This window comes from Nocardia sp. NPDC004260, assembly GCF_053603155.1.
Map to the genome: position 1 here is coordinate 382,294 of NZ_JBSGEZ010000001.1, position 15,935 is coordinate 398,228.

Genomic DNA, 15,935 nt, shown 5'->3' on the forward strand with positions numbered 1-15,935 from the left:
CGGGCGATCGCCCAGCATCGTAGGCTGGATCGGATGACCGCGACCGACTCCCTTGCCGGATGGCTCGGTGCCCGCAGTGATGCCCAGCTCGTGACGCTGCTGCAGCTTCGGCCCGACCTGGCCGTCCCGCTGCCCTCCGCCATCGCCGTGCTCGCCGCCCGCGTCGAACAGCGCGCGTCGGTGCTGCGCGCCACGGAGGACTTGAACACCCTCGAATTCGCCATCGTGGAAACCCTTGCGATGCACGGGGTGACGCGCACCGACGGTGGCCCGCTGCGCCGCGCCGAGTTGCATGTGCAATTGAGCGAACGGGTGCCGGCCGCCGCGATCGATGAGGCGCTGGAGCGGCTGACCGCTCGCGCGCTGGTCTGGATCGACGCCGAGCAGGGACTGCACCTGATTCCGGCGGCCGCCGAGGCGTTGCCGTGGCCGATCGGCACCGCGACCGAGATCCCCGACGCGCTCACCGAACCCGAGGTGGTCGCGGCGCTGCCCGAGCTGCCGCCCGCCGAACGGTCCCTGCTGGACAAGTTGGCCGCGACAGGGCCTCGTGGCCGCACCAAGGACGCCGCACCGGGCACTCCGGCCGACCGGCCGATCCAGCGGCTGCTGGCGCGCAGGCTGCTGCACTGGATCGATGACGAGACCGTCGAACTCCCGGTCACCGTCGGCCAGGTGCTGCGACGGGAACCGGTCACCCACCCGCATGCCCTGACGCCGCCGCGACCGGAGCCGGCGAAATACCCGCCCGCCGATGTGAACGCGGTCGCGGCGGGTGAGGTCGGCGAGCTGCTGCGGCACTGCGCGGCCGTGCTCGAGGTGCTCGGCCAGGCCCCGGCTCCCGCGTTGCGCGCGGGCGGCCTGGGCGTGCGCGAGCTGCGCCGCATCGCCAAGCAGGCCGGTGTCGGCGAGCCGAGAGCGGGTTTGCTGGTCGAGCTGCTGGCGGCCGCGAAATTGATCGAGAAGGGTTTGCCGGACCCGCCACCTGACTTCGAGACGACCGACGACTTCTGGGCGCCGACGCCACTGGTGGACGCCTGGCTGGAAGCGCCGCCCGCCCGGCGCTGGGCCGCCCTCGGACTCACCTGGCTCGAACTCGATCGGATGCCGTGGATGATCGGCATGCGCGACGCCAACGACAAGCCGCTGGCCGCGCTGTCGCTGGAACTGCGCACCCCGACCGCGCCGCGCGACCGGCACGCGATCCTCGCCCTGCTGGCGGAGTATCCGTCCGGCACCGCGCTGGCGCCAACGGAAATCGGCCGGGTACTGGCCTGGCGGCAGCCGCGCAGGCGCAGGAATTTCCGGCCGGAGGTGGTCGAACAGACGCTGGCCGAGGCGGCGGCGCTCGGGTTGATCGGCCGCGGCGCGCTCGGCTCGGCGGCGCGGGCGCTGCTGCACGCGGCGCCCACCAGCGTGGCCGACGCCGAGGCGGAGATGGAGGCGGCGCTGCCGGAGCCGGTGGACCACGTGCTGGTGCAAGCGGATCTCACGGTGATCGCACCCGGCCCGTTGACCACCGACCTTCAGCGTCGCGTCGCCCTCGTCGCCGACGTCGAATCCGCGGGCGCCGCAACGGTATACCGGATCGGAGAGTCCTCGGTGCGGCGCGCGCTGGACGCCGGGCTGACGGCGGCGGAGCTGCACGCGCTGTTCGCCGCGCATTCCCGGACGCCGATCCCGCAGGCACTGACCTATCTGATCGATGACGTGGCCCGGCGTCACGGCCAGTTGCGCGCGGGTATGGCCCAGTCGTTCATCCGCAGTGACGACCCGGCGCTACTGGCCCAAGTGCTGTCCGCGCCGGTGGCGAGCACGCTGGCGCTGCGATCCATCGCCCCGACCGTCGCCATCGCCCAAGCGCCGCTGGGCGAACTGCTCGAACAGCTGCGCGCGGCCGGTTTCGCGCCCGCGGGTGAGGACTCGAGCGGCGCGATCGTCGATCTGCGGCCGCGGGGCGCGCGGATCTCGGTGCGGCCCGTCGCGCGGCAGCCGTATCGGCCGACACCACCCAGCACCGAACAACTCGAACTGCTCGTCACGGAATTGCGCGCGGGCGAACGCGCCGCCAGTGCCCGGTCCGGTCAAGCGGTACGCACGGATGGCACGCGGACCAATACCGCCGCCACCCTCGCCCTGTTGCAGCTCGCGGCCAGGGTGCGGCGGTCGGTGAACATCGGCTACGTCGACGCCCAAGGCGTCGCCTCCCAACGGGTGGTGGAGCCGTTGAAGGTGGGCAACGGGCAGCTGGACGCGCTGGACCCGGTCACCGGCGCGGTCCGGCACTTCACGCTGCACCGGATCGCGTCGGTTGCCCTGCTGGAATGATCAGCCCTTGGGCTTGGCGGTGCAGAAGGTGACCTTCGGGTCCGTTTCGATGAGGCGGAAGCCGTCGGCGTCCTGGTCGCACAGCAATTCGTCGGCCTTGCCGTCGATCCGCTTCAGCACCTTGAAGGTGGCGTCCGAGGCAGCGCAGTCGACGTGCTTGTATCCGGTCGTGCTGCTCTCGTTGTAGCAGCTGCCTACCTTGAAGTTCGGGGCCAGGCACAGGAAGGCGGTGGTACCGCCGGCCAGGGTCTCCTCGTAGGAGGTGTAGTCGGCGGCGCAGTCGGTCTTCTTGTCGTAGGACTGCGCGACCTTGTACACGGCTTTGTCCGACGAGCAGTCGACCGGTTCGGTCTTGGAGTCGACCGCCGAGCCCTCGATGACGTTGATGCAGTCGCCGGCCTTGGCCTTGGCGGTGTCCGACTTGCCCGCGTCCTCGATCAACGAACAGCCGGCCACCGTGACCACCACCGCGGCCACCGCGACGAGGGCGAGCACGATCCGTGCCAGCAACCTCGTTCCTGGAAACTTCACCTGAAAACCTCTCTCACCGAAACGTTCACGTGCTCGTGAACGCGGTGAGGATACCCGCACGACCTGAGCGGCCGCATCAGCCCGCCGGGGGACCTGGAAGGGGGCGTCCTAGATGCTGTGCGTGCCGTACAGCCCCATGAGCGCGTAACCGAGGATGCTGGGAAGCAGACGGCCGAGCAAGAAGAACGCAGAGTAATTCACTAGCAACGCCTTTCGCGTATTCCATGCAACTGGACTCTTGTCCGGTATGCGGAGTGTGTCGTCGCCCGAGACCGGGTCGTTACGCTTGGGCAGTATGACGGTCGAGGACGTCGCACGCGACCTGTACGGGTTGGCGCCCGCGGAGTTCGTCGCGGCGCGCGCCGACCGGGCGGCCGCCGCGAAGCAGTCGGGTGACAAGCAACTGGCGGCCGCCATCGGCAAGCTGCGTAAACCCACCCTGACCGCGTGGGCGGCGAACCTGCTGCCCAGGGCGGCGCCCGAGGACGTGGCCGCCCTGCTGCGGCTGGCCGCCGCGTTGGCCGCCGCGCAGCGAAAACTCTCGGCCGAACAGCTGCGCGACCTGACCGCGCAGCGCCAGCAACTGGTCAACGCCCTCGCCAAGAAGGCGGGGGCGCTCGCCGCCGAACACGGGCATCCGGTCGGCGAGAACGTCGTCCGGGAGATCGGCCAGACCTTGACCGCCGCACTCGCCGATCGGGACGTGGCCGATCGGCTGCGCGCCGGAACACTCGCTACGGCCGCGAACTACGAAGGCTTCGGACCGAGTGGACCGGGTCTGCTCGCGGTGCCCGAACCGGCCACGCGGCCCGGACGAGCGGCCGTGCGGCAGCCCGACGACAGCGCGCGCCGAGAACTGCGGGAGGCCGAGAAGGCGCTCGAAACCGCCCGCGCCGAGGAGGATTCGGCAGGGGCCGCGTTCGAAAGAGCGACCGGAGAACTGTCCTCGGCCGAGGAACGCGTCGCCGCGCTGCGCGACGAGCTCGAGCACGCCGAACAGCAGCGGCAGTTCCGCAAGTCGGCTGAGCGGTCGGCGAAGGACGAGTTGCACGCGGCGCGCCGTCAGGTGGAGCGAGCCGAACGCAGGCTGGCGAAGGCCCGGCAGCGCGCCGGGGACGACTGACGGGTCAGCTGCGCAGGACGCCCGGAAACAGGTACTCCTCCGGCGGCGGCGCGGTGGTGTTCAGCCACGCGTGGAAGAACCCGGTCAGGTCCATGGGTGAGCGGGACTGCACGAAAGCGCGGAATTCGGGCATCGAGGCGTTGCCGTAGGCATGCGCGGCGAGGAAGTCCCGAACAGCGGCGAAGAACACCTCGTCGCCGATCTGCCTGCGCAGCGCGTGCAGGAACAGCGGGCCACGGTAGTAGACGGAGGTGAACTCCTTTCCCACGCCGGGGTCCTCCAGCGGGATGTTCCAGTACTTCTCGCTGTCGCGGTACTTGCGGATGGTCTCGCGGTACTGGTCGTCGACGTTCTTGCCGTCCATCCGCTCCGGCCACAGGTAGTCGGCGGTATAGCTGGCGAAGCATTCGTTCAGGCAAATGTCCGACCACCGGCGTATCGACACCCAGTCGCCCCACCACTGGTGCGCGATCTCGTGCACGACAGTCTGCAGATCGATCGACGGCGCGTAGAGCGGGCGGGTCTGGGTCTCCAGCGAGAACGTGATGCCCGCGTCCACGTGGATGCCGCCTGCGGCCTCGAACGGGTAAGGGCCGTAGATCTTTTCGGCGAAGTCGAGGATCTCCGGCACGCGCTTTTCCAGCTCGCGCTGGTCCTGCTCCACGTTCGGGGCGAACGCGCTGATCAGCGGAATGCCGTTGGCTCTGCGCTGTTCGAGGTAGTCGAACTTGTCGATCGCGACCGTGGTCAGATAGCCGACCACCGGCTCGGCGTTGAACCAGCGGACCGTCCGCTTGTCGCCGCGCACCACGTCCTCGACGCGCACGCCGTTGGAAATCACCTCCCACTCCGCGGGAACGGTGGCGTTCAGGCTGAACGTGGCCTTGTCCAGGGGGGTGTCGTTGAGCGGGTACCAAGTCGTCGCCGAGTGTGGCTCACCGGCGACGAACGCGCCGCCGCTGGGCGCGAAGGTCCATCCCTCCCCTTCGGCGTTCACCGCGGGGCCCGCGTAGTCGACCGTGACGGTGAACGGCAGGCCTGGCAGCAGCGGCAACGTCGGCGTGACGGTCAACTCGTGCTCGCCGTTGCGGTCGAAGTCGGCGGCCAGCCCGTTCACCGTCACCTCGCGCACATCGGGCCCCGCGTAATCGAGGTTGAACACGCGCAGGGGCTGGGTGGCGTGCGCGGTGATCGTGGTGGTGCCTGCCAGTTTCCGGCTGGGCGGGTCGTAGTCGATGCCGACGTCGTAGTGCTGGACGTCGTAGCCACCGTTGCCGTCGAGCGGATAGTACGGATCGCCCAGGCCCGGAGCGCCGACCAGTGGGTCCGGGGGCGGCTCCGCGTGCGCGGGCGCCTGAGACACCGCGGCGAATACACACGCGACCGCCGCGCACATCCGGCCGGACAACCACATACGAACAACCACCCCTTTCCACCCCGCCTCGCGCCGGTACCGACGCACCGACTTCGCTGGATGGTAGCGGCTTCAGTCTCCGCTTCCGGTCAGCGCCACCGACGCGCCGACACCGAAGATCATCACCCCGCCCGCGCCGCCGACGGCCTCCAGCCTGCGCGGCGACCTGGCGAACCAGGACCTCGCCGAGGCGGCCAGCAGTGCCCACGCGCTGTCGGAGACCAGCGCGATGGCCAGGAAGACCGTGCCGAGCAGCAGGAACTGCCACGACAGCGACCCGGAGGCCGGGTCGGCGAAGTGCGGCAGCACCGCGGAGAAGAAGACGATCGCCTTGGGATTGGTGAGCCCGACGACGGCGCTCTGCCGCAGCACGCGCGTGTTCGGGGCCGGTTCGACCGCGGCGCCCAACGCCTCGCGCAATGCCGAACGCTGGCGGATAGCTTGGATTCCGAGATACATCAGATACAGCGCACCCGCGAACTTGACCACGGTGAGCGCCAGCGCCGACGCGGTCAGTAAGGCGCCGAGCCCGATCGCGACCAGGACCAGGGCCGCGTAGACGCCCATGGCGTGCCCGAGCACCGACAGCAGGGCCGCGCGCCGGCCGAGCGTGAGCGCGCGACCGACCGTGAAGAGTACGCCGGGGCCGGGCACGACGATGATGACGACCGCGGCGGCGACGAATGCCAGCAGATTGGACGCTGGAACCATCCTTCGAGTCTAGGCGAGGGCGCAACCGGTAAGCCTTGCCGACACAGCCGGATTCAGGAACCGAGTTCACCCGGTAGCTGGTGCGGATCGAGCAGCAGGCGTTTCGTGGTGGTGCGCCGCACCTTCTCCGCGAGCGCGAGATTGTCGGTGAGCAGCCGCCACTCGGTCTCGCTGATCGCGGCGCGGGCGCGGGCGATGACCGAGTCGTCGGTCGTGCCCCAAGCGATCGGCATGGCGCTCACCGACTGCCAGCGCTGACCCACCTGGCGCGGCGCGCGGTCGGTGCGCACCGCGACCGACGGCACGCGCTCCCCGGCCCTGGCCTGGTGACCGGGCAGGTCGCGGACCTTCCGGGTCACCAAGGCGTAGCGCGGATCGCGCGTATCCGGCGCGGACACGTCGACCAATGCGAGCAGCACGACACCCGACGGGCGCGCCTCCGAGACCACCGCGGGTACCAGCTCACCGTCCGCGTAGAGCTTGTCGATGCTGGAATGCCACGGTGTCCACAGGGCCACCCACAGCGCCGTCACCGTGCCGAGCGCGAAGGCGACCGCGAGCAGATACGCCCACGGATGGTCCAGCCAGATCAGCAACGCCGTGCCCGCCGCCGCGACCACCGTGGCGGCGATCGCCAGCAGGCGCAGGCGGCGAAGGTCGGCGAAGACTTCGTTCACCGCGTGGGCGTGCTCGCGGTCCACCGCGAATTCGAAGTGTCGCACGCCCTCATTCCTAGCACAGTTTGTGGAGGGGATGCCTCCGCTTATCCGATGGCGGGTCCGAGCAAGTCGTCGGCATCCGTGATGCGATAGGCGTACCCCTGTTCGGCGAGAAAACGCTGGCGATGCGCGGCGTATTCGGCGTCCAGGGTGTCGCGCGCGACGACCGAGTAGAAATGCGCCTGTCCGCCATCGTGTTTCGGACGCAAGAGCCGCCCGAGACGTTGCGCCTCCTCCTGTCGCGAGCCGAAGGTACCCGAAACCTGGACGGCCACGGACGCTTCCGGCAGATCGATGGAGAAGTTCGCCACTTTGCTCACCACGAGCACCGGAATCTCGCCGCGCCGGAACGCGTCGAAGAGTTCCTCCCGCTCCTTGGTCTTCGTCGACCCCTGGATCACGGGCGCGTCGAGTGCGACCCCGAGTTCGTCCAGTTGGTCCAGGTACGCGCCGATGACCAGGCTCGGCGCATCCTGGTGCTGAGCCAGGATCGACTCGACCACGGCGATCTTGGTGTGTGCGGTGGAGCACAGCTTGTAGCGCTCCTCCGGCTCGGCGGTCGCGTAGGCCATCCGCTCGGCGTCGGTCAGCGTGACCCTGACCTCGATGCAGTCGGCCGGAGCGATCCAGCCCTGGGCCTCGATGTCCTTCCACGGCGCGTCGTAGCGCTTCGGGCCGATCAGCGAGAACACGTCGCCCTCGCGGCCGTCCTCGCGCACCAGGGTCGCCGTCAGGCCGAGCCTGCGGCGGGACTGGAGATCCGCGGTCATCCGGAAGACCGGCGCGGGCAGCAGGTGCACCTCGTCGTAGATGACCAGCCCCCAGTCGCGGCTGTCGAACAGTTCCAGGTGCTTGTACTCGCCCTTGGTGCGCCGGGTGATCACCTGGTAGGTGGCGATGGTGACCGGGCGGATCTCCTTGCGCTCACCGGAGTACTCGCCGATCTCGTCCTCGGTCAGCGAGGTGCGGGCGAGCAGTTCACGCCGCCACTGCCTGCCCGCCACCGTGTTGGTGACCAGGATCAGCGTGGTGGCCTTCGCCTTGGCCATCGCCGCGGCGCCGACCATCGTCTTGCCCGCGCCGCAGGGCAGCACCACCACCCCGGAGCCGCCCGCCCAGAACGAGTCGGCGGCCATCTGCTGGTAATCGCGCAGATGCCAGCCGTCGGTCGCGTAGTCGAGGTCGATCGGGTGCGCCTCGCCGTCGACGTAACCCGCGAGGTCCTCGGCGGGCCAGCCGATCTTCAGCAGCGTCTGCTTGATCCGGCCGCGCTCGGACGGGTGCACCACCACCGTGTCGTCATCGATGCGCGCGCCGAGCATGGGCGCGATCTTCTTGTGCCGGAGCACCTCCTCCAGCACCGCGCGATCCAGGCTGACCAGCGTCAACCCGTGCGCTGGATGCTTCACCAGCTGCAACCTGCCGTAGCGGGCCATGGTGTCCACCACGTCGACCAGCAGCGGCTGCGGCACCGCGTACCGGGAGAAGCTGACCAGCGCGTCCACCACCTGTTCGGCGTCGTGCCCGGCCGCGCGCGCGTTCCACAGCGCCAGCGGGGTCACCCGATAGGTGTGCACGTGCTCGGGCGCCCGCTCCAGCTCGGCGAACGGCGCGATCGCCTGCCGCGCGGCATCGGCCAACTCGTGGTCGACCTCCAGCAGCAGCGTTTTGTCACTCTGCACGATCAGCGGACCGTCGTTCACAGTCCCTCCTCAGCTAGATTCCCCGCCATTCTCCCCGACCCCTCCGACAACCCCGCAGGTTACCGGCCTCTCCCGCAGGGCGCGGGTGCGGCAGCGACCGGATGCAACGCCGGAACGGCGCGATGTCTTCCCGCGGACCGCGCCGGGACGGCTCAGCCGCGCGCGAGCGCCCGTTCGGCGAGCGCGCCGACGACCGGGGCGAGCGTCGTGGCGTAACCGCTCGTCAGGTGATTGTCGTCACGGTAGACGAGGGTGTTCCCGACGATGACGGGACACCGGGCGGTGGTGCAGAACAGCGGGGTCAGATCGGCGTACTGGCCGCCGCCCGCCGCAGCGGCCGCGCGTTCGGCGGCGATGCCCGCGTCGTCGACCGCCACCGCTCGGGTGGGGGCGCATGCGGAGGCGTCGTCGATGTGCTCGGCCACGCACGCCGGCACGGTGGCGTGCGGATCGGGGATGCCGCCGAGCACGAGGACGGCCGCGCCCGACTCGCGCAGCTGGGCGACCAGGCGACGCACGCCGTCGATCCACGCCGGGTCGTAGGTCACAAAGCCGAAGTCGCCGCCGTAGCGGCGGGACATGCCGACCACGATCAGCCGGGGCCGTTCGTGCCGCAACCGGGTCATGATCTGCCCGCGCCACTGTTCGCATTCGGTGTACGTCCGACCCAGGTAGGGACTGGTGATGGGCAGATCGAGCAGCGGACAGGTGACCTTCGCCATGGTCTCCAGCCGCCAATGGTGCGCTACCGACATGTGCTCGAACGCCGGTTGCCACATCGCCGCGTGGGAATCGCCGACCAACGCGACCGTGGTGGCCGAATCCGGATCGCCGGACGCGCACTCGCCCTGGCCCACGTCGGGCCAGGAACGAAAGCAACCGTTGTCGAACACCTCCGCTCTGTCGCCGCGCGCGTTCGACAGCAGGGGTGTGAGGTTCGACGGAACCTCACGGATCTCGGCCGAGGCCGCGACCGCCGCCTGGGTCTGCGCGGTCAGCTGCTCGACCGCCGCGTCGTAGGGGTCGGCGGTGGGAGTGGCCGGTGCGGCCGGTGTCGTCAGCACGAGGCTCTGCGCCGCCGCGCCCCGCCCGACCGGCGCGGGCACGACCACCAGCAGCACGAGCGCCACACCGATGGCGAGCGCGGTGCTCACACCACCGCAGGCGAGACTGAGCCGGCCCGAATCGCGCAGGCGTGCGGCGAAGCGAACCGGATCCTCGATCAGCCGCTGGGTGAGCACGGCGAGCCCACCGGCCATGGCGACCGCGCCCAGCGCACCGACCAGCCCGAGGGGGCGGCCGAGCGCATGCGGGGCCAGCACCAGCACCGGCCAGTGCCAGAGGTACCACGAGTAGGACAGTCTGCCGATGGCCTGCATCTCGGGCACTGCCAGGACGCGACCGACACCGAATCGAGTTGCGGCGCAGCCACTTGCGATGACCAGGGCCGCGCCGAGCACGGGGAGCAGCGCCGCGACGCCGGGATACGGGGTCTTCTCGTCGAGCCGAAGACAGGCCACGACGACCAATCCGGCCCCCGCCCAGCCCGCGCAGGTGGACACCGATTTCGGCGCGCGGGCCCAGAAGGCGGCCGACAGCGCCACCATGCCGCCCGCCGCCAGTTCCCACGCCCGTGCGGGCAGGGCGAAGAACGCCCAGGGTGGCAGGGTCCGGGTCCAGGTCAGCGCGACCGCGAAGGACAGCGCGGCGACGACGAGGAGGACGATCAGATACGGCAGCGCCGTGGCCGAACCGCTCCGACGCCGTCGCACGAGCCATGCCGTCATGAGCACCAGCGCGGGCCACAGCAGGTAGAACTGCTCCTCCACGCCGAGCGACCAGAAGTGCTGAAACGGCGAGGGCGGCGCATCCGCGGCGAGGTAATCGGTGCCCTCCAGGGCGAACCGGTAGTTCCCGGCGTAGAGCGCGCTCGCGATCCCGTCGCCGAGCACTCGGCGGGCTGGCAAGGGCGGCAGGAGCACGACCGCGGCGATCGCCGTGGCGACCAGCACGACACCCGCGGCAGGCAGCAGCCTGCGAGCCCGCGCGCCGTAGAACCGCACCAACTCGACCGTGCCGGTGGCCGCCGCCCCGCGGTAGAGCATGCCCGTGATCAGAAAGCCGGAAATGACGAAAAAGACGTCCACACCGACGAATCCACCGCCGATCCCCGGCACACCGGCATGGAAAAGCACCACGGCCAGTACCGCGACCGCCCGCATTCCCTCGATGTCGGGTCGAAACGCCGCCCCCGGCGACACTCCGTCGAGTAGCTTCGCCCGCCGATTTCCCAACCCGCTGACCGTGGCCGCCATGCGCAGCATTGTCATCGGTCCCGCCGGGCAAGTCCTGCCGACGCGCCGCCCTTGAAGCCCGTTGGCCTGCATCTTTGCCGCGCTCGGCCCTTCGAGGTCTCGACCCGTCCAGCGGGTGTCGAGTGGACCGCGACAAGGAGCGGTGGGGCGGGCGAGGATCGGGGCATGATCGAGATGGCGGCGGTGGTCGGGGTCGCGGTGGCGGCGTTGGGGATGGTGCTCACGCCGGGGCCGAACATGATGTATCTGGTGTCGCGGACGGTGTCGCAGGGGCGACGGGCCGGGTTGGTGTCGTTGGCGGGGGTGGCGGCGGGGTTCGGGGTGTATCTGGCGGCGGCGACGGCGGGGATCACAGCGGTGTTCGCGGTGGTCCCCGGCCTGTATCTGGCGGTGAAGCTGGCGGGAGCCGCGTACCTGGGCTGGCTGGCCTGGCAGGCGCTGCGACCGGGCGGCGTCTCGGTCTTCGCGCCCGCGGCGCTGTCCGCGGACCCCATCCGGCGGTTGTTCACGATGGGGCTGGTCACCAACCTGCTGAATCCGAAGATCGCGATCATGTACATGGCGCTGATCCCGCAGTTCGTCACGCCGGAGCACGGGAAAGTGTGGTTGCAGAGCCTGTGCCTGGGCATGGTGCAGATCGCGGTGGCGCTCACGGTGAACGGTTTGATCGTCCTCGGGGCGGGCGGTCTGGCGACGTTCCTCGCCGCCCGCCCCCTGTGGCTGCGCACTCAGCGATACCTCACCGGCACGATGCTCGGCGCCATCGCCGCCTTGCTCGCCACCGACCGCGCCCGCCCCATCCCGGCCTGAGCAGAACGGCCTCGACTCAGCGCCGATCGGCCGGGTTCGCCAACCGGTAGCGCAGTTCCACGAACTGACCGGCCTGCTGCACCGCGGTGAGCCGCATCCGGCTGGAAAGGATGCGCCGCGGCAGCAGCGGGGCGCCCGCGCCCAGCGTCACCGGTGCGACGCTCACCATGACGTCGTCGAGCAGGCCGGCGTCGGCGAATTGGCCGGCCAGGTCCCCGCCTCCGACGATCCAGATATTGCGGGCACCGGCCGCCTCGGCCATCTCCCGGTGCACCGACTCGACCGGCCCTGCGACGAACCGCACATTCGCGTCCGGTATCGCGGGAAGATCCCGGTGGGTGAAGACCCAGCACGGGAGGTCGCCGTAGTACTTACTCCAGTTCTCCGGTGGTTCGTTCGCCACGACCCATTCGTAGGTGGTCGCGCCCATGCACATGGCGCCTACCTGCGCCAGGAAGCCCGCGATGCTCGCCTGCGCCTCGTCCGCTCCGTCCACCTCGAAAAGCCAGGTGAGCGACTTCTCCGTGTCGGCGAGATATCCGTCGAGACTGGTTGCCGTGTAGTACTGAGTTGCCATGCCGTGCACGTTGCCAGCGAAACGTGACAGTCCACGTCATGGTTTCGGATCAACCGTGACGCAACCGGCGGACCCCTTCGTCGAGCGTTTCGTCGCGCTTGCAGAAGGTGAACCGCACCAGATGACTCCAGGCGGCCGTGTCGTCGGCGAACGCGCTCACCGGCACCGCCGCCACGCCGAGCCGCTTGGGCAACTCACGGCAGAAGGTCAGGCCGTCGGCGGCGCCGAGCGGCGTGATATCGGCGACGACGAAGTAACCGCCCGCGCTCGGGTACACCCGCAGACCGGTATCGGCGAGCGCCGCGGAGAGGCGAAGCCGTTTCTCCGACAAGGAGTCCCGCAGCTTGCCGACCCACTCCAACTCGTGGTCGATCGCGTGCGCGACGGCGGGTTGGAACGGCCCGCCCGCCACGAAGGTCAGGAACTGTTTGGCGGCGAGCACCCCATCGATCAGGTCGGCGGGCCCGCACGCCCACCCGGTCTTCCACCCGGTGACGCTGAAGGTCTTCGCCGCGCTGGAAACCACGACAGTCCGCTCGGCCATGCCAGGCAAGGTGGCCAGGCTGATGTGCTCGGCGCCGTCGTAGACCAGGTGCTCGTAGACCTCGTCGGTGAGCACCAGAATGTCGTGCTCGCAGGCGATCTCGGCGATGGCGAGCAGGTCCGCGCGTCCGAGGACCGTGCCGGTCGGATTATGCGGCGAGTTGACGATGAGCATCCGGGTGGCCGGGGTGATGGCCGCACGCAGACTGTCCAAGTCCAGGACGAACCGATTCCCGTCGGCCACCAGACGCGCCGTGCGCCGTCGGGCGCCGGCCAGTGCCACGGCCGCGGCATACGAGTCGTAGTACGGCTCGATCAGCACTACCTCCTCGCCCGGCTCGACCAAGCCGAGCACCGCCGCGCTGATCGCCTCGGTCGCACCCACGGTCACCAGCACTTGCGAATCGGGATCGTAGGAGGTTCCGTAGCGCCGGGCCCGGTCGTCGGCGACGGCTCGGCGCAGCACCGGCATACCGCGTCCCGGCGGGTACTGGTTGAGTCCGTCGGCGATGGCGCGGCGCGCCACTTCCAGCATGCTCGCGGGCCCGTCGGTGTCCGGGAACCCCTGGCCCAGGTTGACCGCGTCGTGCCGAACGGCGAGTTCGGTCATCTCGGCGAAGATGGTGGACGCGAAAGGGCGCAGACGGGCAACGGTCGGATGTCGCGAGGGCATACCCGGAGACTAGTCCAGCGGTCCACCTCACAAACCGGGCTCAACCCAGCCGGACGCCACCCAGCTTGGCCGGATTCGCCACGTCGTAGGTGCCCCAGACCAATCCGTCCCGAACCGTGAAGCCGACGACTCGCGCGGGATAACCGCCCCTGCCCTCGGTCTCCGGACGCGCCGCGACGCTGATACCCAGTTGCCCGTTCACCGAGACGAACGTGTACACCTGCGAGGCGTCCTCGAGCCCGTACTTGCGCACCAGGCCCAAATAGAAACGGGCGATGCGATCCGCGCCGTGCAGGACGTTGATCGCGGTGGCGGTGGTGCCGTTGGCATCGCCGATCATGATCGCGTCCGGATGCAGCGCCGCGGCGACGGCGGCCACGTCACCCGCGCTCAGCGCGACGAGGAAACGCTGCACGGCGGCCTCGTGCTCGGCGTCGGGCACCGGTTGCGGCGTCTGCGCCACCGCCTTGCGGGCACGCACCGCCAGCTGCCGCGCCGCGTCGGCGGAGATGCCGAGGATGTCGGCGATCTCGTCGAACGGCACCGACAAGCCGTCGTGCAGCACGAAGGCCACCCGCTGCGGCGGCGTCAGGGTGTCCAGCACGATCAGCGCGGCGAACCGGCACTCCTGCTTGCGCACCACGGCTTCCAACGGGTCGGGAGCGCTCGACGGTGTGCGAGCCGTGACCACGGGTTCCGGCAGCCACTGGCCCACATAACTCTCCCGCCGCGCCGCGGCGCTCCGCAGACGATCCAGGCAGATCCGGCTCACCACGGTGGTCAGCCAGGCTCGCAGATCATCGATCTCGGACTGGTGCGCGCCCGCCAAGCGCAACCAGCTCTCCTGCACCGCGTCCTCGGCATCGCCGACGCTGCCCGTCAGTCGATAGGCGACCGAGAGCAGATGCGCTCGATGTGACTCGAACAGGTCGGAAAGCAGCGCGGCAACCATCGACGGGAAGTCTACGGTCCGGTTCGCATCATCCCGGCATCGGCGGCCGGCGCCGGACAAACCGGATGATCCACTGTGCTGTAGACCGAAGCGGGCCTCGCGTTCGCGCCACCTGCCCAGCTGACTTGCGTCGGCGGTTTCCCGGCTCTGGTCAGCGCTCGCGGCGCTGCCGCACCGCGTCCGCGAGGCGGTCCAGCTGCGCGGCGGTGGTCTCCCAGTCCAAGCAGGCGTCGGTGATCGACTGGCCGTAGGTGAGCTCATCGGCGTGGCCGAGAGTGAGGTCCTGGCGTCCCGCGATCAGGAAGCTCTCCAGCATCACGCCCACTACGCTCGACTCGCCCGCCGCCAGCCGCCGTGCGATGTCGGTGACCACGTCGACCTGCTTGTTGTGGTCCTTGTTGCTGTTGCCGTGGCTGGCGTCCACCACGATCCGCTGCGGTAGCGACGCCTTCTCCAGCCGCAGGCACGCCTCGGCGACCGAAGCCGCGTCGTAGTTCGGCCCGGTGCTGCCGCCGCGCAGGATCACATGGCAGTCCGGATTGCCGGTGGTGCGGATGAGCGCGGAGCGTCCGTCGAGGTCGGTACCGGGGAACACATGGCTGGCCGCCGCGGCGCGCACGCCGTCCACCGCCACCTGGACGTCGCCGTCGGTGCCGTTCTTGATGCCGACCGGCATCGACAGCGCGCTGCTGAGCTGGCGGTGCACCTGACTGGCCGCGGTGCGCGCGCCGATCGCGCCGTAGGAAACCAGATCCGCGATGTACTGCGGCGTGATCGGGTCAAGGAACTCACAGGCCACCGGAAGACCGAGGGCGGTGATGTCGACCAGCAGCTTGCGGCCGAAGCCCAAACCGGTGTTCACGTCGAACGATCCGTCCAAATGCGGGTCGTTGATCAGGCCCTTCCAGCCCAAGCTGGTGCGCGGCTTCTCGAAGTAGACCCGCATCACCACGTGCAGTCGATCGTCCAGCTCCGCGGCCTTGGCCGCCAGACGGCGCGCGTAATCCAGTGCGGCGGCGGGGTCGTGCACGGAGCACGGGCCGACGATCACCATCAGGCGATCATCCACGCTGTTCAGCACGTCGACGGTGGCTTTGCGTCCCGCACGGACGGTGTCGGCGAGGGCATCGGTGATCGGGTGCACCCGACGCACCTCCGCGGGCGAGCGCAGCGGGCTCACGTTGAGGGTGCGTTGATCGTCCAGATCCGAATGCCGGGCATCGACGTCGGCTGCGGTTGTCATGTCGTGGGTTCCTTTTCTCGGGGCCGACCCACGGATGAGAATCCCGTCGAGCCGGTCCATCGTCCGGCTCGGGGTGGAAGTTCGTCAGCGCACGCGGTTGCCGCAGACCAGCCCACCCAGGGCCGGCTTGCTAAACCAGAAATACACGCGCTGCACGTCAGGCACAGTACCAGTCCGCATCCGATCGGTGAACTGTAATGTCTGCCACGCCTTCGGCGCGGCGTGTTCGCGGCCCTCTTGTGGCTCGCGTCCGAGTGACCGCCGCTGGCGACTTCGTCGCGAACGCGGCGGCC

The 15,935-nt window shown here is 69.8% G+C and carries 13 protein-coding genes; 3 read left to right on the top strand and 10 right to left on the bottom strand.

Annotation, left to right across the window (positions count from 1 at the left end):
• The first annotated feature begins 33 nt into the window (after positions 1 to 33).
• The gene (locus ACWEO7_RS01500) at positions 34 to 2,328 is read left to right on the top strand and encodes a helicase-associated domain-containing protein (RefSeq protein WP_452420015.1); all 2,295 of its coding nucleotides are present in this window, start codon (positions 34 to 36) and stop codon (positions 2,326 to 2,328) included.
• Here the strand turns inward: ACWEO7_RS01500 and ACWEO7_RS01505 are convergent, their stop codons facing one another.
• Positions 2,329 to 2,859, bottom strand: a complete 531-nt coding sequence (locus ACWEO7_RS01505) for an LppU/SCO3897 family protein (RefSeq protein WP_450022315.1) — start codon at positions 2,857 to 2,859, stop codon at positions 2,329 to 2,331. It lies immediately after the preceding gene.
• Positions 2,860 to 3,154: 295 nt separating this feature from the next.
• Here ACWEO7_RS01505 and ACWEO7_RS01510 point away from each other — a divergent pair, with 295 nt between their 5' ends.
• On the top strand, positions 3,155 to 3,982 hold the full coding sequence (locus tag ACWEO7_RS01510) for a hypothetical protein (RefSeq protein WP_452420016.1): 828 nt from the start codon (positions 3,155 to 3,157) through the stop codon (positions 3,980 to 3,982).
• A 4-nt stretch (positions 3,983 to 3,986) separates the two neighbouring features.
• Here ACWEO7_RS01510 and ACWEO7_RS01515 read toward each other — a convergent pair whose 3' ends face one another.
• From ACWEO7_RS01515 to ACWEO7_RS01535, 5 genes are all read right to left on the bottom strand, one after another.
• Positions 3,987 to 5,408 (bottom strand): M1 family metallopeptidase, encoded by a 1,422-nt coding sequence (locus tag ACWEO7_RS01515; RefSeq protein WP_452420017.1) that lies wholly within the window; start codon positions 5,406 to 5,408, stop codon positions 3,987 to 3,989.
• A 60-nt stretch (positions 5,409 to 5,468) separates the two neighbouring features.
• The gene (locus ACWEO7_RS01520; protein WP_452420018.1) at positions 5,469 to 6,107 is read right to left on the bottom strand and encodes a LysE family translocator; all 639 of its coding nucleotides are present in this window, start codon (positions 6,105 to 6,107) and stop codon (positions 5,469 to 5,471) included.
• 53 nt (positions 6,108 to 6,160) lie between these two features.
• A complete protein-coding gene (locus ACWEO7_RS01525; RefSeq protein ID WP_450022308.1) occupies positions 6,161 to 6,829 on the bottom strand; it encodes a DUF3239 domain-containing protein in 669 nt (222 codons plus the stop codon).
• Between the two features lie 41 nt (positions 6,830 to 6,870).
• Positions 6,871 to 8,529, bottom strand: a complete 1,659-nt coding sequence (locus ACWEO7_RS01530) for a DNA repair helicase XPB (protein WP_355074985.1) — start codon at positions 8,527 to 8,529, stop codon at positions 6,871 to 6,873.
• A 152-nt stretch (positions 8,530 to 8,681) separates the two neighbouring features.
• On the bottom strand, positions 8,682 to 10,844 hold the full coding sequence (locus ACWEO7_RS01535) for an acyltransferase family protein (protein WP_452420019.1): 2,163 nt from the start codon (positions 10,842 to 10,844) through the stop codon (positions 8,682 to 8,684).
• A gap of 165 nt (positions 10,845 to 11,009) precedes the next feature.
• On the opposite strand from ACWEO7_RS01535, the gene ACWEO7_RS01540 reads away from it, so the two are divergent.
• Positions 11,010 to 11,654: a LysE family translocator gene (locus tag ACWEO7_RS01540; RefSeq protein ID WP_450022302.1), complete on the top strand. Its 645-nt coding sequence runs from the start codon at positions 11,010 to 11,012 to the stop codon at positions 11,652 to 11,654.
• 16 nt (positions 11,655 to 11,670) lie between these two features.
• Here the strand turns inward: ACWEO7_RS01540 and ACWEO7_RS01545 are convergent, their stop codons facing one another.
• The 4 genes from ACWEO7_RS01545 to ACWEO7_RS01560 form a co-directional block, all read right to left on the bottom strand.
• On the bottom strand, positions 11,671 to 12,231 hold the full coding sequence (locus tag ACWEO7_RS01545) for a dihydrofolate reductase family protein (RefSeq protein WP_452420020.1): 561 nt from the start codon (positions 12,229 to 12,231) through the stop codon (positions 11,671 to 11,673).
• Between the two features lie 49 nt (positions 12,232 to 12,280).
• Positions 12,281 to 13,447, bottom strand: a complete 1,167-nt coding sequence (locus ACWEO7_RS01550; protein WP_452420021.1) for a pyridoxal phosphate-dependent aminotransferase — start codon at positions 13,445 to 13,447, stop codon at positions 12,281 to 12,283.
• A gap of 40 nt (positions 13,448 to 13,487) precedes the next feature.
• Positions 13,488 to 14,399, bottom strand: coding sequence for a sigma-70 family RNA polymerase sigma factor (locus ACWEO7_RS01555; protein ID WP_452420022.1), 912 nt, complete (start codon positions 14,397 to 14,399; stop codon positions 13,488 to 13,490).
• A gap of 151 nt (positions 14,400 to 14,550) precedes the next feature.
• A complete protein-coding gene (locus ACWEO7_RS01560) occupies positions 14,551 to 15,642 on the bottom strand; it encodes a 3-deoxy-7-phosphoheptulonate synthase (protein ID WP_452420023.1) in 1,092 nt (363 codons plus the stop codon).
• Positions 15,643 to 15,935 lie beyond the last annotated feature (293 nt).

What these genes read in the sequence shown, in the direction of transcription:
- ACWEO7_RS01535 (WP_452420019.1), bottom strand. Translation starts at nt 10,844, where the DNA reads ATGGCGGCCACGGTCAGCGGGTTGGGAAATCGGCGGGCGAAGCTACTC.
- ACWEO7_RS01560 (WP_452420023.1), bottom strand. Translation starts at nt 15,642, where the DNA reads ATGACAACCGCAGCCGACGTCGATGCCCGGCATTCGGATCTGGACGAT.
- ACWEO7_RS01550 (WP_452420021.1), bottom strand. Translation starts at nt 13,447, where the DNA reads ATGCCCTCGCGACATCCGACCGTTGCCCGTCTGCGCCCTTTCGCGTCC.
- ACWEO7_RS01555 (WP_452420022.1), bottom strand. Translation starts at nt 14,399, where the DNA reads ATGGTTGCCGCGCTGCTTTCCGACCTGTTCGAGTCACATCGAGCGCAT.
- ACWEO7_RS01500 (WP_452420015.1), top strand. Translation starts at nt 34, where the DNA reads ATGACCGCGACCGACTCCCTTGCCGGATGGCTCGGTGCCCGCAGTGAT.
- ACWEO7_RS01540 (WP_450022302.1), top strand. Translation starts at nt 11,010, where the DNA reads ATGATCGAGATGGCGGCGGTGGTCGGGGTCGCGGTGGCGGCGTTGGGG.
- ACWEO7_RS01510 (WP_452420016.1), top strand. Translation starts at nt 3,155, where the DNA reads ATGACGGTCGAGGACGTCGCACGCGACCTGTACGGGTTGGCGCCCGCG.
- ACWEO7_RS01520 (WP_452420018.1), bottom strand. Translation starts at nt 6,107, where the DNA reads ATGGTTCCAGCGTCCAATCTGCTGGCATTCGTCGCCGCCGCGGTCGTC.
- ACWEO7_RS01545 (WP_452420020.1), bottom strand. Translation starts at nt 12,231, where the DNA reads ATGGCAACTCAGTACTACACGGCAACCAGTCTCGACGGATATCTCGCC.